Source organism: Streptomyces kaniharaensis (assembly GCF_009569385.1).
Lineage (GTDB): Bacteria > Actinomycetota > Actinomycetes > Streptomycetales > Streptomycetaceae > Kitasatospora > Kitasatospora kaniharaensis.
This window is the reverse complement of record NZ_WBOF01000001.1, coordinates 5,910,247-5,929,533: the sequence shown is the minus strand read 5'-3', so window position 1 is coordinate 5,929,533 and position 19,287 is coordinate 5,910,247. Positions and strand designations below refer to the sequence as shown.

The 19,287-nt window shown below is 66.7% G+C and carries 13 protein-coding genes and 3 rRNA genes; 6 read left to right on the top strand and 10 right to left on the bottom strand.

The genetic code is table 11. The features are described 5' to 3' along the window. The first annotated feature begins 22 nt into the window (after positions 1-22). Both F7Q99_RS26560 and F7Q99_RS26555 read left to right on the top strand, forming a co-directional pair. Complete coding sequence (locus F7Q99_RS26560; RefSeq protein ID WP_326847131.1) at positions 23-589, top strand: LemA family protein; 567 nt, start codon at positions 23-25, stop codon at positions 587-589. After that, entirely contained in the window at positions 586-2,103 is a 1,518-nt protein-coding gene (locus F7Q99_RS26555; RefSeq protein WP_153465401.1) for a DUF2207 family protein, read from the top strand. The genes F7Q99_RS26560 and F7Q99_RS26555 overlap by 4 nt, the downstream gene beginning before the upstream one ends. 83 nt (positions 2,104-2,186) lie before the next feature. On the opposite strand, the gene F7Q99_RS42720 is transcribed toward F7Q99_RS26555, so the two are convergent. The 6 genes from F7Q99_RS42720 to F7Q99_RS26525 all read right to left on the bottom strand — a co-directional run bounded on the left by F7Q99_RS42720 (position 2,187) and on the right by F7Q99_RS26525 (position 9,124). After that, positions 2,187-2,315, bottom strand: a complete 129-nt coding sequence (locus F7Q99_RS42720) for a hypothetical protein (protein WP_268267560.1) — start codon at positions 2,313-2,315, stop codon at positions 2,187-2,189. A 104-nt stretch (positions 2,316-2,419) separates the two neighbouring features. Next, positions 2,420-2,536: ribosomal RNA gene (gene rrf, locus F7Q99_RS26545) — 5S ribosomal RNA — on the bottom strand. 72 nt (positions 2,537-2,608) lie between these two features. Then, positions 2,609-5,728 (bottom strand): 23S ribosomal RNA (locus tag F7Q99_RS26540). Positions 5,729-6,005: 277 nt separating this feature from the next. Next, positions 6,006-7,529 (bottom strand): 16S ribosomal RNA (locus tag F7Q99_RS26535). The 16S, 23S and 5S rRNA genes sit together here, the layout of an rRNA operon. A gap of 687 nt (positions 7,530-8,216) precedes the next feature. Continuing rightward, entirely contained in the window at positions 8,217-8,567 is a 351-nt protein-coding gene (locus tag F7Q99_RS26530; protein WP_153465397.1) for an RICIN domain-containing protein, read from the bottom strand. Next, on the bottom strand, positions 8,564-9,124 hold the full coding sequence (locus tag F7Q99_RS26525; RefSeq protein WP_153465395.1) for an RNA polymerase sigma factor: 561 nt from the start codon (positions 9,122-9,124) through the stop codon (positions 8,564-8,566). The genes F7Q99_RS26530 and F7Q99_RS26525 overlap by 4 nt, the downstream gene beginning before the upstream one ends. Before the next feature lie 116 nt (positions 9,125-9,240). Here F7Q99_RS26525 and F7Q99_RS26520 point away from each other — a divergent pair, with 116 nt between their 5' ends. Both F7Q99_RS26520 and F7Q99_RS26515 read left to right on the top strand, forming a co-directional pair. Further along, a complete protein-coding gene (locus F7Q99_RS26520; RefSeq protein WP_153465394.1) occupies positions 9,241-10,212 on the top strand; it encodes an NAD(P)-dependent alcohol dehydrogenase in 972 nt (323 codons plus the stop codon). 91 nt (positions 10,213-10,303) lie between these two features. Then, positions 10,304-10,918, top strand: coding sequence for a YdeI/OmpD-associated family protein (locus tag F7Q99_RS26515; RefSeq protein WP_153465392.1), 615 nt, complete (start codon positions 10,304-10,306; stop codon positions 10,916-10,918). 27 nt (positions 10,919-10,945) lie between these two features. On the opposite strand, the gene F7Q99_RS26510 is transcribed toward F7Q99_RS26515, so the two are convergent. From F7Q99_RS26510 to F7Q99_RS26495, 4 genes are all read right to left on the bottom strand, one after another. Beyond that, a complete protein-coding gene (locus F7Q99_RS26510) occupies positions 10,946-12,070 on the bottom strand; it encodes an SPFH domain-containing protein (RefSeq protein WP_153465390.1) in 1,125 nt (374 codons plus the stop codon). Between the two features lie 13 nt (positions 12,071-12,083). Then, a complete protein-coding gene (locus tag F7Q99_RS26505) occupies positions 12,084-12,338 on the bottom strand; it encodes a hypothetical protein (protein ID WP_153465388.1) in 255 nt (84 codons plus the stop codon). A 188-nt stretch (positions 12,339-12,526) separates the two neighbouring features. Then, positions 12,527-13,516: a PI-PLC domain-containing protein gene (locus tag F7Q99_RS26500; protein ID WP_153465386.1), complete on the bottom strand. Its 990-nt coding sequence runs from the start codon at positions 13,514-13,516 to the stop codon at positions 12,527-12,529. A 387-nt stretch (positions 13,517-13,903) separates the two neighbouring features. Further along, the gene (locus F7Q99_RS26495; RefSeq protein WP_153459813.1) at positions 13,904-15,106 is read right to left on the bottom strand and encodes an IS110 family RNA-guided transposase; all 1,203 of its coding nucleotides are present in this window, start codon (positions 15,104-15,106) and stop codon (positions 13,904-13,906) included. A gap of 209 nt (positions 15,107-15,315) precedes the next feature. Between F7Q99_RS26495 and F7Q99_RS26490 the strand changes: the two genes are divergently transcribed. Together F7Q99_RS26490 and F7Q99_RS26485 are read left to right on the top strand one after the other, a co-directional pair. After that, positions 15,316-17,424 (top strand): flavin monoamine oxidase family protein, encoded by a 2,109-nt coding sequence (locus tag F7Q99_RS26490; RefSeq protein ID WP_153465384.1) that lies wholly within the window; start codon positions 15,316-15,318, stop codon positions 17,422-17,424. Further along, positions 17,421-19,253, top strand: a complete 1,833-nt coding sequence (locus tag F7Q99_RS26485) for an alpha-keto acid decarboxylase family protein (RefSeq protein ID WP_153465383.1) — start codon at positions 17,421-17,423, stop codon at positions 19,251-19,253. Before F7Q99_RS26490 ends, F7Q99_RS26485 begins: the two co-directional genes overlap by 4 nt. Positions 19,254-19,287 lie beyond the last annotated feature (34 nt).

Below are 19,287 nucleotides of genomic sequence, written 5' to 3'. Positions count from 1 at the left end.
GGTCATTTTACGGGGGGACATCGTGGGTGTCGTCGTAGCTGGAATCCTTGCCGCACTGGTGGCAGTGCTGGCGTGGTGGGTCGTCAGGACGTACAACCGGCTGGTCCGGCTGCGCAACCAGACTCAGGCGTCCTGGGCGCAGATCGACGTCCAGCTGAAGCGCCGGCATGAGCTGATACCGAACCTGGTCGAGGGTGCGCGCGGGTACGCCGCCCACGAGCGGGCCACGCTCGAAGCCGTCGTCACCGCCCGCGGGGCGGCTACCGGCGCCGGCCTCGGGGTCACTGACAAGGCGGCCGCGGAGGAGGTGCTGACCGCGTCCCTCGGCAAGCTGATCGCCCTGGGCGAGAGTTATCCTCAGCTGAAGGCCGACCGGCATTTCGCCACGCTGCAGGCGGAGTTGGCCACCGCCGAGGACAAGATCGCCTACGCGCGGCAGTTCTACAACAGCGCCGTCCAGACCTACCACACCGCCCTGGAGAGCTTCCCGGGGAACGTCGTCTCCCGGCTCGGCGGCGCGCACGGCCGGCGGGAGTACTTCGAGGCCGGGGCCGCCGCTCAGGACGCGACCCGGGTGAGCTTCGCATGAGCCTCGAAGCCCAGTTCTACTGGGGCGGCGCCGGGCTGATCGTGCTCTGGTTCGCCGCCTTCGGACTCTCCCTCGTGGCCACCCGGAACGGCACCGTGCAGGCCGCCCCTGCCACGCAGGAGTTCGGCCCCGAGCCGGAGCCACCGGCTGTCGTGGCCCTGCTGGCCAACCGGTGGCGCTCCGTGGACCACGCTGCCGCGGCGACCCTGCTGGACCTCGCGGCGAGCGGACTGGTCGAGGTGCGCCAGCCCGCCGACGACCCGGCGAACAGCACGGTGCACGTCACCGGCAAGGACGCCGAGGCCCTGACCCCGTACGAACGACGGGTCCTCACCAGGATCACCGAACAGGCCGGCGAATCCGGTGCCCCGATCGGCGCGATCGCCTTCCGCGCGCAGGAGCGCGCGAGTTCGTGGAACAGCGCGCTTCGCCGGGAGATCATCGCCGAGGCCCGGCTGCGCGGGCTTTCCCGGTCCCGGCTCGCGCCCCTGCTGGCCACTGCACTGTTCGTCGCCGCCTTCGGCCCCGGGGTGCTCTTCGCGCTGGGCGGTCTCACGGGCGGGCACAACATCCGCGGCGCGATCACGGTCGGGGTCCTTCCGGCGATCCCGCTGATGTACCTGCTGGCCAGGGCGATCGGCGAGCGGGCGACGCGGCTCGGACTCGAACGTGAGGCGCACTGGGCCGGGGTCCAGGCGTGGCTCCGGGCGCACGAGGACTTCGCCCAGCTGCCGCCCGCGGCCGTCACCATGTGGGACCGCTACCTCGCGTACGGCGCCGCACTCGGTGTCACCACCCGCACGACACGGCTGCTCGGCTTCGACGCGGGCGACAAGCACCAGGTCTGGTCCTCCTACGGCGGCGCCTGGCGCCCGGTCCGGATCCGTTACCCCCGCCTGCGCCTCGGCTTCGGCGCCACCACCGCACAGCTGCTGCAACTGGCAGGCGCCGCAGCCGTGGTGGCCGTGGGCCTCGCCCTGTTCGCCGCACTGCGCCAGCCCGAATGGGCGGTCACCTCCGGCCCCGACGCAAGCCACTCACTGCGCCGCCCGGGGTTGCTGCTGACCCTCGGCTGGGTGGCCATCGGGCTGCTCGCCATTGCGGCGGCCGGCCGCTTCAGCCGCTGGACGCTCTTCGTGGCGTTCCTCGCGACGATGCCCGGCAACTACGCCAGCGGCCACGGCTGGCTGCTCCACGCCATGGACCGCTCGGGCCCCCTGCCGGGCGAGACGGTCGCGATCGTCTGTTTCAGCGCGATCACCGCCTACTACCTCACCCTCGCCGCCTTGGAGCTACGCGCTCCGCACACCGTCACCGGTGAGGTGCTGCGCATGGAGCCGCGCAAGCGCGACAAGGCGCCGAGGTTCCTGGCGGTGGACACGGGCGACGCGGAGCACACCATCGCGTGGGCCCTGCCGGCCGGGTCACCGGACCTCGCGCCCGGAAGCGTGGTCCGCCTCGCGGTGTCGCCGGCCACCCGGGCGGTCAGGTCGGCGGAACTCGTCACCGCCTGACGGCGAGCTCGGCGGGCGGAGGTCTCCCACCTCCTGCCCGCCGGCTCCCGCACGGCCCGCGGGCCGTCCATCGACGTGAGGCTTCACAGCCTCCGGACGCGCAGCACTCCGGTCAGCATCGGCAGGGTGAACTCGCCGCGGGCGGTCTCCGGCCTACTCGCGAGGAACGCGCGGATCCGGCCGAGCGTGGCGTCCTGTTCCTGTTCCGGCATGACGATCATCATCATGACGCTGCGTGTGCCGAAGCCCGAACTCCCGTGCCCGGAAATGCGAAGAACCCCCATCCGAAATCGGATAGGGGTTCTTCAGAATAATTGTTCGGCGGCGTCCTACTCTCCCACAGGGTCCCCCCTGCAGTACCATCGGCGCTGTAAGGCTTAGCTTCCGGGTTCGGAATGTAACCGGGCGTTTCCCTCACGCTATGACCACCGAAACACTATGAAACTGTCCGACCCGCCGACAGGGCAGTCGTTGTTTCAGAACAACACAGTGGACGCGAGCAACTGAGGACAAGCCCTCGGCCTATTAGTACCGGTCAACTCCACCCCTCACAGGGCTTCCATATCCGGCCTATCAACCCAGTCGTCTACTGGGAGCCTTACCCTCTCAAGGAGGTGGGAGTGCTCATCTCGAAGCAGGCTTCCCGCTTAGATGCTTTCAGCGGTTATCCCTCCCGAACGTAGCCAACCAGCCATGCCCTTGGCAGAACAACTGGCACACCAGAGGTTCGTCCGTCCCGGTCCTCTCGTACTAGGGACAGCCCTTCTCAACACTCCTACGCGCACAGCGGATAGGGACCGAACTGTCTCACGACGTTCTAAACCCAGCTCGCGTACCGCTTTAATGGGCGAACAGCCCAACCCTTGGGACCTACTCCAGCCCCAGGATGCGACGAGCCGACATCGAGGTGCCAAACCATCCCGTCGATATGGACTCTTGGGGAAGATCAGCCTGTTATCCCCGGGGTACCTTTTATCCGTTGAGCGACGGCGCTTCCACAAGCCACCGCCGGATCACTAGTCCCTACTTTCGTACCTGCTCGACCCGTCAGTCTCACAGTCAAGCTCCCTTGTGCACTTACACTCAACACCTGATTGCCAACCAGGCTGAGGGAACCTTTGGGCGCCTCCGTTACCCTTTAGGAGGCAACCGCCCCAGTTAAACTACCCACCAGACACTGTCCCTGATCCGGATCACGGACCCAGGTTAGACATCCAGCACGACCAGAGTGGTATTTCAACGACGACTCCACAACAACTGGCGTTGCCGCTTCACAGTCTCCCACCTATCCTACACAAGCCGAACCGAACACCAATATCAAGCTATAGTAAAGGTCCCGGGGTCTTTCCGTCCTGCTGCGCGAAACGAGCATCTTTACTCGTAATGCAATTTCACCGGGCCTATGGTTGAGACAGTCGAGAAGTCGTTACGCCATTCGTGCAGGTCGGAACTTACCCGACAAGGAATTTCGCTACCTTAGGATGGTTATAGTTACCACCGCCGTTTACTGGCGCTTAAGTTCTCAGCTTCGCCCCACCGAAATGGAGCTAACCGGTCCCCTTAACGTTCCAGCACCGGGCAGGCGTCAGTCCGTATACATCGCCTTACGGCTTCGCACGGACCTGTGTTTTTAGTAAACAGTCGCTTCTCGCTGGTCTCTGCGGCCACCCCCAGCTCAAGCAGCAAGTGCTATCACCAGGAATGGCCCCCCTTCTCCCGAAGTTACGGGGGCATTTTGCCGAGTTCCTTAACCATAGTTCACCCGAACGCCTCGGTATTCTCTACCTGACCACCTGAGTCGGTTTGGGGTACGGGCCGCCATGAAACTCGCTAGAGGCTTTTCTCGACAGCATAGGATCATCCACTTCACCACAATCGGCTCGGCATCAGGTCTCAGGCTACGTGTTGCGCGGATTTGCCTACGCAACGCCCTACACCCTTACCCCGGGACAACCACCGCCCGGGCTGGACTACCTTCCTGCGTCACCCCATCGCTCACCTACTACAGACTTGGATCAGCGGCTCCACCACTCCCCTTCACCCGAAGGATCCAGGACGGCTTCACGGCCTTAGCATCACCTGGTTCAGCGTTGGCGCTTCAAAGCGGGTACGGGAATATCAACCCGTTGTCCATCGACTACGCCTGTCGGCCTCGCCTTAGGTCCCGACTTACCCTGGGCAGATCAGCTTGACCCAGGAACCCTTGGTCAATCGGCGCAAGAGTTTCCCACTCTTGTATCGCTACTCATGCCTGCATTCTCACTCGTATACCGTCCACGACTGGTTTCCACCGCCGCTTCACCCGGCACACGACGCTCCCCTACCCATCACAGCCCCCGTTAGGAGTATTGCTGCAATGACACGACTTCGGTGATGTGCTTGAGCCCCGCTACATTGTCGGCGCGGAATCACTTGACCAGTGAGCTATTACGCACTCTTTCAAGGGTGGCTGCTTCTAAGCCAACCTCCTGGTTGTCTCTGCGACTCCACATCCTTTCCCACTTAGCACACGCTTAGGGACCTTAGTCGGTGTTCTGGGCTGTTTCCCTCTCGACCATGGAGCTTATCCCCCACAGTCTCACTGCCACGCTCTCACTTACCGGCATTCGGAGTTTGGCTAAGGTCAGTAACCCGGTAAGGCCCATCGCCTATCCAGTGCTCTACCTCCGGCAAGAAACACGTGACGCTGCACCTAAATGCATTTCGGGGAGAACCAGCTATCACGGAGTTTGATTGGCCTTTCACCCCTAACCACAGGTCATCCCCCAGGTTTTCAACCCTGGTGGGTTCGGTCCTCCACACGGTCTTACCCGCGCTTCAACCTGCCCATGGCTAGATCACTCCGCTTCGGGTCTTGGGCATGCAACTCAAACGCCCTATTCGGACTCGCTTTCGCTACGGCTACCCCACACGGGTTAACCTCGCTACACACCGCAAACTCGCAGGCTCATTCTTCAAAAGGCACGCAGTCACGGCCCACCAGCAAGCTGGCGAACGACGCTCCCACGGCTTGTAGGCACACGGTTTCAGGTACTATTTCACTCCGCTCCCGCGGTACTTTTCACCATTCCCTCACGGTACTATCCGCTATCGGTCACTAGGGAATATTTAGGCTTAGCGGGTGGTCCCGCCAGATTCACACGGGATTTCTCGGGCCCCGTGCTACTTGGGAGATGAGCAAGCAAGCCGTACAGATTTCGTCTACGGGGGTCTTACCCTCTACGCCGGACCTTTCGCATGTCCTTCGACTACCCATACGGTTTCTGACTCGCCCAGCCGCCGGCAGACGACTGAAGCTCATTCCCACAACCCCGCATTGGCAACCCCTGCCGGGTCTCACACCAAAACGGTTTAGCCTCATCCAGTTTCGCTCGCCACTACTCCCGGAATCACGGTTGTTTTCTCTTCCTGCGGGTACTGAGATGTTTCACTTCCCCGCGTTCCCTCCACACTGCCTATGTGTTCAGCAGCGGGTGACAGCCCATGACGACTGCCGGGTTTCCCCATTCGGACACCCCCGGATCAAAGCTCGGTTGACAGCTCCCCGGGGCCTATCGCGGCCTCCCACGTCCTTCATCGGTTCCTAGTGCCAAGGCATCCACCGTGCGCCCTTAAAAACTTGGCCACAGATGCTCGCGTCCACTGTGCAGTTCTCAAACAACGACCAGTCACCCACCCTCAACAACCCAACCGGGCTGCCTCAAGTGAGGCCGGCAACCACTGAGACAACGTTTCCGTTCCCTCAGGACCCAACAACGTGCCCGACACAGCCGATCCCAGACCGCGTTCCACGCCCGAAGGCAGTACTAACGTCCAATCTCTCACTGTGCCGAATAGTCAACGTTCCACCCATGAGCAACCGTGCAGGACACTCGCCTGCAACCGGCATAAATGCTCCTTAGAAAGGAGGTGATCCAGCCGCACCTTCCGGTACGGCTACCTTGTTACGACTTCGTCCCAATCGCTGGTCCCACCTTCGACGGCTCCTCCCCTTACGGGTTAGGCCACCGGCTTCGGGTGTTACCGACTTTCGTGACGTGACGGGCGGTGTGTACAAGGCCCGGGAACGTATTCACCGCAGCATGCTGATCTGCGATTACTAGCAACTCCAACTTCATGGGGTCGAGTTGCAGACCCCAATCCGAACTGAGGCCGGCTTTTTGGGATTCGCTCCGCCTCACGGCATCGCAGCCCTTTGTACCGACCATTGTAGCACGTGTGCAGCCCAAGACATAAGGGGCATGATGATTTGACGTCGTCCCCACCTTCCTCCGAGTTGACCCCGGCAGTCTCCTGTGAGTCCCCATCACCCCGAAAGGCATGCTGGCAACACAGAACAAGGGTTGCGCTCGTTGCGGGACTTAACCCAACATCTCACGACACGAGCTGACGACAACCATGCACCACCTGTATACCGACCACAAGGGGGACCGTGTCTCCACAGTTTTCCGGCATATGTCAAGCCTTGGTAAGGTTCTTCGCGTTGCGTCGAATTAAGCCACATGCTCCGCTGCTTGTGCGGGCCCCCGTCAATTCCTTTGAGTTTTAGCCTTGCGGCCGTACTCCCCAGGCGGGGAACTTAATGCGTTAGCTGCGGCACCGACGACGTGGAATGTCGCCAACACCTAGTTCCCAACGTTTACGGCGTGGACTACCAGGGTATCTAATCCTGTTCGCTCCCCACGCTTTCGCTCCTCAGCGTCAGTAATGGCCCAGAGATCCGCCTTCGCCACCGGTGTTCCTCCTGATATCTGCGCATTTCACCGCTACACCAGGAATTCCGATCTCCCCTACCACACTCTAGCCTGCCCGTATCGAATGCAGACCCGGGGTTAAGCCCCGGGCTTTCACATCCGACGCGACAGGCCGCCTACGAGCTCTTTACGCCCAATAATTCCGGACAACGCTCGCACCCTACGTATTACCGCGGCTGCTGGCACGTAGTTAGCCGGTGCTTCTTCTGCAGGTACCGTCACTTGCGCTTCTTCCCTGCTGAAAGAGGTTTACAACCCGAAGGCCGTCATCCCTCACGCGGCGTCGCTGCATCAGGCTTTCGCCCATTGTGCAATATTCCCCACTGCTGCCTCCCGTAGGAGTCTGGGCCGTGTCTCAGTCCCAGTGTGGCCGGTCGCCCTCTCAGGCCGGCTACCCGTCGTCGCCTTGGTAGGCCATTACCCCACCAACAAGCTGATAGGCCGCGGGCTCATCCTGCACCGCCGGAGCTTTCCACCAACCCCCATGCGGAGGAAGGTCATATCCGGTATTAGACCCCGTTTCCAGGGCTTGTCCCAGAGTGCAGGGCAGATTGCCCACGTGTTACTCACCCGTTCGCCACTGATCCACCCCGAAGGGCTTCACCGTTCGACTTGCATGTGTTAAGCACGCCGCCAGCGTTCGTCCTGAGCCAGGATCAAACTCTCCGTGAATGTTTACCCACAGCGCTCAATTAAAAGCGCCGGGTCGACACCCGCGTTGAGCGGCACGGCAACCACCGGAATAGGGCGGCCCCGCGCACTGCGTCCTCGCTAGTGTTTATTTCAAAAGGAATCTCCAACCCCGATCAAACGACCGAGGCCGGGGATGTCAACATATCTGGCGTTGACTTTTGGCACGCTGTTGAGTTCTCAAGGAACGGACACTTCCTTCAGGCCGCCTTCCAGCGGACCCTCCGGGCGCTTCGTTCTTCCGTGTTTCCAGCTTATCAGACGTTTTCCGCTCCGTTTTTCCGGAGCTTCGTCATCCAACTCGCCGGTGCCTTCCAGGACTTGACGCCCCGTCCGACGTTTCAAACTCTAGCCGATCCCCGCTCCGAAAAGCGAATCCAGCCACAATCCCCATAAACACGCACGCCGAACACGCACCGAGCCGCAACAAGACGCGACCCAGCCCGAACCGGGAAGTGGTGTTTCGAAGGATTGGCCGCCCCGGGACCGTCCGCGCCGATGCGTGTCCGGTGCTCCCTGCCGAGCGACTGGGAGACAGTACTCCTGCTTCCACGCCCGAAACAAATTGCCCCGTCCGCTCCCGGTCGTACGACAGGATCGGGGCCGGCCGGTCTCCGAGCCCGAGCATCGGCTGTCCGCTCCCAATGGGCGCTGCTGCCAGCGGAACACCTAGCTGTCGTAGTAGTTCTGACTCTTCGTCAGCTGATCGCCGGATCCGGAGTGGTCCGCCTTGGGCCAGTGCTTCAGGCCCAGCACCAGGTTGCTGGCGGTGTTCACCAGCAGGCCGCCGTCGCAGAGCGTCCACACCTGGTCCTTGCTCCCGTTGGCGCAGTCCTCCTGCACGACCGGGGCGCCGTCCGTAGTGCTGCCGCCCGTGCCGAGGCACCGGCCGGTGCCGGCGTTCCTGATCCGCATGTTGCCGCCGGCGGGGAGGAGGATCCAGGTCTGGCCCACGCTCCGGTCGCAGGCTCGTTGGGTGAGGGCGCCGCCCGGGTCGGCCTGGGCACACAGTCCGGTCATGCCGTTGACCAGGGCCCACGATCCCGGCGGCGGGTCCCGGCGGCGGCCGTCGCCGTCCAGGCGAGTCTGGTGGTGCCAGAACGGGTGGCGCCCGGCTTGGCGGCGGTCAGGTGGATGCCGTGCCCGGCGGCGGACGGCCGGAGCGGGTGGGGGCTCCAGAGCAGGATGCCCGCGGGCAGGATCATGCCGAGGCGGCCGTTGAGGTCCCGCAGGTCGCGTTCGGCATGGGCGCAGTCGGCGCAGGCCTGGAGGTGGCGGGCGAGGTCGCGGGCGGCGCGCTTGTCCGGCCCGCGTATCGAGGCCGCGAGCAGGACGCCGAAGTGGCGGCACTCCTCGCTGGTGGTCTGGTCGAGGTGGGCGCGCAGGTAGGCCTCGCGCAGGCCTTCGCGGGCGCGGACGACGAGGGACCCGATGCCGCACGCGGTGATGCCGAGGCGCCGGGCGGTCGCGGCGGCGGGCTCGTGCTCGACCAGCGCGTGCCACAGCACGGCCTGCCATCGTTCGGGCAGCGAGCGGAAGGCGCGCGGGACGAGGGATCCCTCTTCGGCTGCGAGCACGGCGTCCTCGACATCGTGGCCGGCGGGCAGGGAGTCGGCCCAGGCCTCGAAGTCGTCCGACAGCTGGGTGCGGGCGCCGTCGGGGGCCGGAGCTCGCCACCGTACGCTACGGAGTCATGAAAGCCATGGCACAGCGCACCTGGAAGGCCGGGGAGCGGTTGGAGCTCGTGGAGCTGCCCACGCCCGAGCCGCGCAAGGGTGAGGTCCGGGTCGGTGTCCAGGCCATCGGGGTCAACCCGGTCGACTGGAAGATGCGCAGCTACGGTCCGCTGCGGCTGGCCGCCCGTCTGCTGGGGCCGAAACCGCCAGTGGTCGTGGGGGTGGACTTCGCTGGGGTGGTCGACGCCGTCGGCCCGGGGGTCGTGGGCTTCTCACCGGGCGACCGGGTGGTGGGCGGGACCGACTTCTCCCGGGGCCAGCGCGGCTCCTACGCCGACACCGTCGTGGTCCGCGAGGACCAGCTCTGGCCGGTCCCGGACTCGGTCGACATCGCCGTGGCCGCCGCCCTGCCGGTGAGCGGCGTGACCGCCCGGATGGCGGTGGTGGACCTGGGCCGCATCCGCCGGGAGCGACCCGGCGACCGCCGCGTGCTGGTACTGGGTGCCTCCGGTGCGGTGGGCCAACTCGCGCTCCAGATCGCCAAGTTGGAGGGCGCGTTCGTGGCCGGCGTCTGTTCGGCGAAGAACGCGGACCTGGTCGTGGGGTTGGGCGCCGACGCGGTCCTCGACTACGGCCGGGGCGACGCGCTGGTCCAGGCTCGGGCCCACGCTCCCTTCCACCTCGTCATCGACTGCGTCGGCAGCTACTCCGGCGCCGGTTGCCGGGCCCTCCTGTCGTCACGCGGACGACACATCATGGTGGCGGGCGACGACCCCGCCGCCGTCGCGCAGATGCTCGTGGCGCCGTCGCGATCCAGGGGCATCCTGGGCAGGCCCACAGGCCGACGGCTGGAACCGCTGGTGGCAGCGGTGGCCGACCGCAGTCTCCAGGTCGCCATCGCGCGAACCCTGCCGCTCACCGCTGCCGAGGAGGCCCACCGGCTCAGCCGGAGCGGCCGTATGACGGGCAAGTTGATCCTGCTGCCCTGAGGTCCTCGGTGTGCGGGCTCCTTCCCCGATCCGGCCACCCAGCACTCCAGCTCACGGCTCGCCCGGCACCACTCCCCACTAGCCTGGCCGGATGGAGAACACCGAGAAGATCGGCGGGGTCGAGGTCCTGACCTTCGCCGACGAGCAGGCGTTCGCGACCTGGCTGAGCACCCATCACACCAGACACGAGGGCGTGTGGCTGAAGCTTGCCAAGAAGGGCACCGGGATCCCGTCGCTGACGAGCGACCAGGCGGTCGACGTGGGCCTGTGCTACGGCTGGGTCTCCGGTCAGCGGCGCGGACTCGACGAGCGGTACTACCTGCAGAAGTACGTCCCCCGGCGGCGGGGCAGCCTCTGGTCGCAGGTCAACGTCGAGAAGGTGGCGGTCCTCACCGCAGAGGGCCGCATGCGCGAACCGGGCCTCGCCGAGGTCCGCCGCGCGCAGGCCGACGGCCGGTGGGCGCGCGCCTACGAGTCCCAGCGCACCGCCACCGTCCCCGACGACCTCGCCGCCGAGCTCGCGGCCGACCCCGCCGCCGCCCGCGCCTTCCAGGCCCTCGACCGCACCGGCCGCTACCTCACCATCCTCCCCCTCCTCCAGGCCCCCACGCCCCAGGTCCGGCAGACCCGTCTGGAGCGCACGGTGCTCCGCCTCGCCGCAGACGGACGCGACGGGGAGGACACGGCAGGTGGCGCGGCGACGTAGGTCCGATCGTCCGCGACGGCGCTTCCGTCACTCGAGACCGGCCGGCTCACCGTCCTGTTCGGCGCGGCCCTGCGGTGCGCCCAGACCCCGGCGGACCGAGTCGAGGATCGTCAGGCCCTGGCTGACCAAGCCGGCGGCGATCTCACCCAAGCCGTCGGCGCCGTTGAGCACGTTGACATTGGCGCCCGCGAGCCCACCGGCCGCCTCCTTGACGATCTGCGGCAGCTGATCGATCAGCATCCGGTCCAGCGCCACCCGGTCGTGCGAGGCCGCCGCCTCGGCCTGGATCTTCATCCGCTCCGCCTCGGCCAGCGCCAGGACCCTGATCCGCTCGGCCTCCGCCTCGGCCGGCCTCACGACCTCGGCGACCAGCTGCTGCTGGCGCAGCTCGGCCGCGCGCTGGGCCAGGTCGGTCTGCGCCGCCAGCACCTCCTGCTGCGCATGCGCCTGTGCCAGCGGGCCGGCCTGGGCGGCCTGGGCCTGGGCCCGATCCACCTCGGCGGTGTACTGCGCCTTCACGACCGCCGTCTCCCGGGCGTACTCGGCCTGCTTCCGGGCGGACTCCTGCTCCGCCTCCACCGCCGCCTGGGTGGCCTGTGCCTGGGCGATCTGGGCCTGGCGCTGGATGGCGGCCCGGTGCGGGGCCGACATCGCGGCGATGTAGCCGGTGTCACCGTCGTCGATCGACTGGATCTGGAGCGAGTCGACGATCAGGCCGATCTTCGCCATCTCGGCCTTCGAGGTGTCGAGCACCTCGGTTGCGAGCTTCTGCCGCTCGGTGACGATCTCCTCGACCGTCATCGAGCCGATGATGGCGCGCAGGTGCCCGGCGAAGATCCGGCCGGTCAGCACGGACATCTGGTCCTGGTCGGAGAGAAAGCGCTGGGCGGCGTTGACGATGCTCTCGGTGTCGTTGCCGACCTTGAAGGCGATCACCGCCCGCGCGGTCAGCGCGATGCCCTGCTTGGTGACGCAGGTTTCGGCGACCTCCGCCTCGCACATCGCCAGGGTCAGGAAGCGGACCTTGCGGAAGATCTGCAGGACGAACGTCCCGTGCCCGGTCACCACGCGGAACGGCGCGCCCGCAAGGCCTCGTCTTCCACCGGAGATCAGCATCGCCTGGTCGGGGGCGGGAACGCGATAGCCGAACATCCTGGTCGCCTCCTCAGCGAAGTCCGTGGGCACGGTCGGACCCGGGGTTGCCGGTGGGGTCGGTCCATTCGATGACGTCGACCTGGCGAGTACCGCGCGATTCGATCACCAGGACGGGTGTTCCCTTTGGCAGGGGCTCCTCCGACCAGGCGAGGAAAGTCTCCGAACCGCCCCTGATCTTCACCAGGACCTCGCCGGGGCCGGCGGCTCCCCGGGTGCCGATCACCAGCACGCCGGGGCAACCGATCACGGCCTCGTCCGACACCATCGACGGCCGCCCCTTTCACCTGTCCGACGTCGCGCGGACCATCCTGGCAGCAGCAGCCGTCCGCAGCGGACAGGCGCGCGACCGGGTCACTGTGCCGGAGCAGCCCTGATTCCAGGGTGTCACCGACACTCGCGCCGTCGAAGGGTGCGCAGCCGGGGCGTGCGGTGCCCACCGCCCCAGGCGGTCCCCTACTTGAACAGGCGGTCACCGCTCGTGGCCATGCGATGGGTGGCGCTGTGGCGGTTCACCCAGTCACGGACGAGGTTGACGGCGTTGGCGCACTGCCAGCTGTTGTCGTACTCGCGCACTCCGGTGAAGCTGCCGTAGCCCGCGATGATGCCGTCCACGCGCGCATCGCCCAGCAGTTTGTCGACGTACCACGGATCGTTGTAGGTGGTCGTCCAGGACAGCGTTGCCGCGAGCTGTCCGGCGGCACGGTCCCCGGCGCCCTTCTTCAGTTCCGCGCACGTGTTGTAGGTGGCTTCGGTGCAGTTGCCGAACCCGTTGGCGATGTTGCTGTCGCCGTAGTCCATCGCCCGGTGGCCGGGCGGGATCGCGGAACCGGACCGGTTGAAGGCGCTTCGAGCCTGATCGCGCGTCCCGGTCGTCGTCATGCCCTCCAGGCGGCCGAGCTTGCCTTCCAGGCTCTTCCAGCCCCTGCCGCCGACGTCCGGGGTGCTGCCACCGTGGTACTCGTAGAAGCCGTAGAGCACCTGGATCCCGGCAGCCGTCAGCCTCTGCGCCTTGTCGCGCAGTCCGGCGACGCTGCACCCGCGGTTCTGCTGTTCTCCGCAGTAGTTCGGGTCCTTGATGTCCAGCCAGACCAGCGACAGCCGGCGCCCTGCGTTGGCGTTGGAGACGATGCGATCGATCATGCTGTCGAAGCTGGGGCCCAGCCGGGCGTCACCGGCCGAGGAACAGTCGTGATAGGCGCGCCATTCGTTCGGATTCCACCAGGCACAGACGTCTATCTCGATGCCGTTGGCGCCGTGGTCGAGCGCGGCGTCCACGCCGTCCAGGGTGTCGACTCGGTGCGCGATGGCGTAGATCGCGTGACGCTGATCGGCCGCTGCCGCGGGAGTCGCACCGAGCGCGGTGGCACCGATGATGCCGCTTAGTGCCGCCATCAGCGCCGGTAACATCCGCGGGCCGGCACCATGCCTGAGTTGAGTGGTCATGACAGGTACTCCTTCATGTCGGTGTCCTGAAGCGGACGGTCGATCTCACCAACTGCCTGTTGAAATCTGATAAATGGACGGTAAATGGACTCCGGGAAGCTCGTTTGGTGACACTGCGTGAGCCCGCCGGGAGGCCGACCTCCGGTTGACAGGACTCTCGACGACGCAGCTACGTTGGGCATCAGGCTCGTCACATTTTGTGATCATTCCTGCCTGTCACCCCACCGCGAGGAGCCCGAGCGTGACGAGGACCCCACCTGTCCCACCGCTCTGCGCCTTCACCCCCTCGATCACGACGCTGCGCCTCCTCGCCGAGGGCAAGGACCTCCCCAACAAGCCGGTGGGCTCGTGACTGCCGAGCGCCCCCGAGGAGTTTCAATGACCGAGTCAAGCCGCCTGCGCGACCGGCTGTGCGGGGGTGAACTCCCGTCCGTCGCGCAACAGCGCCCACAGGACGTTCACCCGGCGCCGGGCAAGGGCGATGAGAGCCTGGACGTGGCCGCAGCCCTCGGCACGCTTCTTGAGGTAGAAGTCCCGGTTCGGGCCGTCCTTGATCATGCTGGTCTGCGCGGACATGTAAAACACCCTGCGCAGGCGACGGCTGTAACGCTTGGGCCGGTGCAGGTTGCCGGTGCGTCGGCCCGAGTCGCGGGGCACCGGAACCAGGCCGGCCGCGGAGGCCAGCCGGCCGGCATCCGCGTAGGCCGACAGGTCGCCCGCAGCGACGACGAACTCGGCGCCCAGGATCGGGCCGATGCCCGGCATCGACTCGATGATGTGCGCCTGCGGGTGGGCATGGAAGGTCTCCTTGATCTGCTTGTCGAGGCCACCGATCCGCTCGTCCAGCGCGAGGAGTTGGGAGGCCAGGTCTGCGACGATCGAGGCCGCGATGCTCTCACCGGGCAGCACAGTGTGCTGGGCCCCGGCCGCCTCCAGCGCGGTGGCGGCGACCTTGTCGGCCGAGCGGACACCACGCTTGCGCAGCCAAGACTCCAGACGGGCGCGGCCCACCCGGCGTATCCCGGCCGGGGTCTGCCGGTAGGTCAGCAGGGTCAGCGCGCCCTTGCTGCCGGACCAGTCGAAGGCCCGCTCCAGGGCCGGGAAGATCCCGGTCAGCACGTCACGGAGCCGGTTGACCATGCGGACCCGGTCGGCGACCAGGTCAGTGCGGTGCGCGACCAGCAGCGCCAGATCGGCCACCAGCTGGGCGGGGACGTCCACGGCCGCGAAGTCCCTGCGCAGGCGCGAGGTCTCCGCGATCACGAACGCGTCGCGGGCGTCGGTCTTCGCCTCGCCTCGGTAGGCGCCGGACATCCGGTTGACGGTGCGGCCGGGAACGTAGACCGGCTTCTGCCCGTGCGACGCGAGCAGGGCCAGCAGCAGCGCGGACGCGGTGCCGGACAGGTCGATCGCCCAGTCCACCGCACCCGCCATGGCCAGCGCTTCGGCGACCGCTTCCAGGATCGCGGCCTCGTCGTTGTCGATCTTCTTCGACCAGACCTGGAACCCCGACTCGTCGACCGCCGCCGCCCAGTGGTGGCCCTTGCCCGCGTCGATCCCCACCCAGATCCGAGCCCGCCGCTCTGTCATCCCACGCTCCCCACGCCGAAACCAGCACTCTCCTTGACCCGAGGAACACCCCGCCGTCAGCTCCGTAAACAGCGACCAGGACGCAGATCTCAATCAGCGGTCAGGGCGCCCCGGAGAGCCGGACGGCCACTCCTTGGGAGCCACCAGAGGCAAGCCACCATCAGCCACATCCGGCCCTCCCGGGCCGCCTAACAACTTACGGAGACACCATGGAGAACCCCGTCATCGAAGGCACAGCCGGTGACCGCGCCCGCTGGCAGACCTGTCGGCAGCTGGCGCGCGAGCTGCTGCTGGTCGGTCCGGACGACAAGGACCTGAAGCTGCGCTACCTCGACGTCCTGATCAAGGACGGCATCCCGGAGACGGACGAGCCCAAGGACGTGCTGATCATCGGCGCGGGCATCGCGGGCCTCGTCGCCGGGAAGCTGCTCAAGGACGCCGGACACAACGTCACCATCCTGGAGGCCAACGCCAGCCGTGTGGGCGGGCGGATCAAGACCTTCCGTTCCAGCGACGACGCGGCCGACGGACCGTTTCACGACCCGGAGCAGTACGCGGAGGCCGGGGCCATGCGGCTGCCCAGCTTCCACCCGCTCACCCTCGCGCTGGTCGACAGCCTCGGCCTGCGCCGGCAGCTGTTCTTCAACGTCGACGTCGATCCGGACACCGGCAACCAGAACGCGCCCGTCCCACCGGTGGTCTACGAGTCCTTCGAACCCGGCAAGGTCTGGAAGCACGGCACCGACAGCCCGGACTTCCGCGAACCAGTCAAGCGCTTCAACTCCTGGATCCGCACCAACCGGATCCAGGCCCGCCGCAAGGAGTACGCCGCCGACCCGAGCTGCGTCAACGAGGGCTTCCACCTCACCGGCGACGAGGCACGGATCACCGTCGCCGACATGGTCAACCAGGCCCTGGAGCCGATCCGCGACTACTACTCGGTGATCAGGGACGGCAAGCGCGTGAACAAGCCGTTCGCCGAGTGGCTGGACGGCTGGACCCGGGTGATCCGCGACTTCGACGGCTACTCGATGGGTCGCTTCCTGCGCGAGTACGCGGGCTTCAGCGACGAGGCCGTCGAGGCGATCGGCACGATCGAGAACATGACCTCGCGGCTGCACCTGGCCTTCTTCCACACCTTCCTGGGCCGCAGCGACATCAACCCGAACGCCACCTACTGGGAGATCGCGGGCGGCAGCTGGAAGCTGCCCGACGCGCTCGCCCAGGAGCTCCGGAAGGAGCTGCGGATGGGCGAGCGAATGATCCGGATGGAGTACTGGGACCCGCGTCGGGACGGCGGGGGAGCCCGCGACGTCGGCCCGATCGGGGCGCAGGTCGCCGTCCAGACCGTCCCCGAGGACGACCCGAACGCCGAACCCACCGTCTGGAAGGGCGACTTCGCGATCGTCACGGTCCCGTTCTCCGCCCTGCGGTTCGTCCAGGTGACGCCACCGTTCTCCTACAAGAAGCGCCGGGCGATCATCGAGACCCACTACGACCAGGCCACCAAGGTGCTGCTGGAGTTCTCCCGCCGATGGTGGGAGTTCACCGAGGCCGACTGGAAGGTCGAGCTCGACTCCATCGCACCCGGCCTGTACGAGTACTACCAGCGGGCGGGCGAGGACGACGCCGAGGCGGCCGTGGCCGCCGCCCACAACGGCCACCGGCCCCCGCGCAACCTGCCGGAGGTGCTGCTCGGCGCACACGCGAGCGTGGACGAGCGCCGGATCAGCCAGGCCCAGCGGGAGGTGTACCAGCACACCCCGCTGCTCCGGGCGAGCGTGCGCCCTGCCACCCACTGCTTCGGCGGAGGTTCGACCACCGACAACCCGAACCGCTTCATGTACTACCCCTCCCACCCGGTGCCCGGTGCCAACGGCGGCGGGGTGGTACTGGCCAGCTACAGCTGGTCGGACGACGCGGTGCGCTGGGACTCCATGGAGGACGACGAGCGTTACGTCTACGCGCTGCGCAATCTCCAGTCAGTGCACGGCCGGCGGATCGAGGTGTTCTACACCGGCTTCGGGAAGACCCAGAGCTGGCTGCGCGACCCGTACGCCTTCGGCGAGGCGGCGGTGTACACCCCGCACCAGATGACCAGCTTCCACCTCGACGTGGTCAAGCCGGAGGGCCCGGTGCACTTCGCCGGCGAGCACGTCTCGCTGAAGCACGCCTGGATCGAGGGCGCGGTGGAAACCGGCGTCCGGGCGGCCATCGCCGTGCACGAGGCGCCACCGCCGCCGGCCCAGGCGGAACCGGAGATCCGGCCCGAGGTCCAGCTCCGACGGGAAAGCCGACAGGAGGCACTGCGCGGATGAGCGGCAACGACGAATGGACGGTGGCCCGCTACCTGGCCACCAGACTTGAGCAGTTGGGCATCCGGTACCTGTTCGGGGTGCCGGGGGACTTCCTCGGCCCGTTCCTGACGATCATGCAGGCCACCACCGGCGTGCGCTGGATCGGCACCCCGACCGAGATGGGCGGCGGCTACGCCGCGGACGCCTACGCCAGGGTGCGCGCCGCCGACGCCGACCCGGACAAACGCGAACAGGGCGTCGGAGCCGTTGCGGTGACCTACGGGGTGGGCGCGTTCAGCCTGCTCAACACCATCGGCGGCGCGTACGTCGAGGACGTGCCGCTGATCGCGATCAACGCGGCGCCGTCCTACGAGCAGTGGCTCAACCAGCAGGCGGTCGGCCTGCTCACCTCGCACATGAGCCCGCGCCGGGAGAGCAACCTGGACGTCTACCGGCAGGTCACGGTGGACGCACAGGTGCTCTCCAACCCGGGCCTCGCGCCCTCGCAGATCGACAGCGCGATCACCGCCTGCCTGACCGAGCGCAAGCCGGTCTACCTGGAGGTCATGGAGGACCTCTGGCACGCGCCGTGCGAGGCTCCGAAGGGTGAACTCCACGCTCACGAGCGGCCGTTCACCAAGCGGAACGAGGAGATGCTGGCCAAGGCGGTCACGGCGGCGGTGGAGCTGATCGGGAAGTTCGGCACACCGATCGTCTGGGCCGGCGAGGAACTGGTCCGCCAGCGGCTGGAGAACGAGCTGCTGGAGTTCGTCCAGACCACCCGGATGCAGTTCTGCACCACGGTCGGCGCGAAGTCCGTGGTCTCCGAACGGCATCCGCTGTTCGCCGGCGTCTACAACGGCAAGGCGAGCCTGCCGGAGATCCGGAAGACCTTCAAGAACGCCGGGTGCCGGATCGGCCTGGGGACCTGGTCCACGTCCAAGAACCTCGGCGGCGATCAGTCGATCGGCGACGACTGGATCGTGGCGGCTCGCGACGGCGTCAGCGTCGGCGCCAACTACTTCCCCGAGGTCCAACTGGGGCGGTTCATCGCGGCGTTGCGCAACGCGCTGGCGGGACAGACCTTCCCGACCGACCACTTCGCGCTGGCGCACGCGGCGGGCCTGGACGTCCCGGCCAGCACGGCCGACTTCCTGGACTCGCTGAGCACCGACCAGTACCCGCCCGAGCTGACGTACGACAGCTTCTTCCAGCACATCAACTTCTTCCTGGAGCACCAGGCCACCGGCGGGGACCCAGAGGCCCCCTCGCCGTTCACGGTGGTCTCGGACGCGGCATTCGCGCTGCTCGGCTCGATGAACCTGCGGATCACCGAGCGGGCCGGCTTCCTGGCACAGAACAGCTGGCTGTCCATCGGCTACTCCGTCGGCGCGGCCACCGGCGTGGCGCTGGGCCGACAGCAACCGATGAAGCGCCCGCTCGTGTTCGTCGGGGACGGCTCGTTCCAGGAGATCTGCCAGGAGCTGTCCACCCAGGTACGTCACCACCTGCGGCCGGTGGTCTTCGTCCTGGACAACGAGGGCTTCTACGGCATCGAGCAGATGCTGGTCAGCCCCTGCTACTACAAGGAGAAGCCGTCCAACGGGGCCGACTTCTACAACGTGCTGCATCCATGGCGCTACGAGAAGCTGGCCGAGGTCTTCGGCACGGACAAGGACCGGATGCACGGGTACGAGCTCACCACCCACACCGAGCTCCGCTCACTCCTGCTGGACATCGCCGATCCCGGCAACGACCTCAACCACGCGCCGATCCTGGCCCGCGTCCGGCTCAGCCGGCACGACTACCCGAAGGCTCTCCAGTACAAGATCGACGAGAAGTGCACATAGCCGCCCCAAGTCCACCGGCCCCCGTCCCCGACGA

Bases quoted from the DNA above. Each gene is read 5' to 3' on its own strand.
- F7Q99_RS26555 (WP_153465401.1), top strand. From the start codon at position 586: ATGAGCCTCGAAGCCCAGTTCTACTGGGGCGGCGCCGGGCTGATCGTG.
- F7Q99_RS42720 (WP_268267560.1), bottom strand. From the start codon at position 2,315: ATGCCGGAACAGGAACAGGACGCCACGCTCGGCCGGATCCGCGCGTTC.
- F7Q99_RS26530 (WP_153465397.1), bottom strand. From the start codon at position 8,567: ATGACCGGACTGTGTGCCCAGGCCGACCCGGGCGGCGCCCTCACCCAA.
- F7Q99_RS26520 (WP_153465394.1), top strand. From the start codon at position 9,241: ATGAAAGCCATGGCACAGCGCACCTGGAAGGCCGGGGAGCGGTTGGAG.
- F7Q99_RS26515 (WP_153465392.1), top strand. From the start codon at position 10,304: ATGGAGAACACCGAGAAGATCGGCGGGGTCGAGGTCCTGACCTTCGCC.
- F7Q99_RS26510 (WP_153465390.1), bottom strand. From the start codon at position 12,070: ATGTTCGGCTATCGCGTTCCCGCCCCCGACCAGGCGATGCTGATCTCC.
- F7Q99_RS26505 (WP_153465388.1), bottom strand. From the start codon at position 12,338: ATGGTGTCGGACGAGGCCGTGATCGGTTGCCCCGGCGTGCTGGTGATC.
- F7Q99_RS26500 (WP_153465386.1), bottom strand. From the start codon at position 13,516: ATGACCACTCAACTCAGGCATGGTGCCGGCCCGCGGATGTTACCGGCG.
- F7Q99_RS26495 (WP_153459813.1), bottom strand. From the start codon at position 15,106: ATGACAGAGCGGCGGGCTCGGATCTGGGTGGGGATCGACGCGGGCAAG.
- F7Q99_RS26490 (WP_153465384.1), top strand. From the start codon at position 15,316: ATGGAGAACCCCGTCATCGAAGGCACAGCCGGTGACCGCGCCCGCTGG.
- F7Q99_RS26485 (WP_153465383.1), top strand. From the start codon at position 17,421: ATGAGCGGCAACGACGAATGGACGGTGGCCCGCTACCTGGCCACCAGA.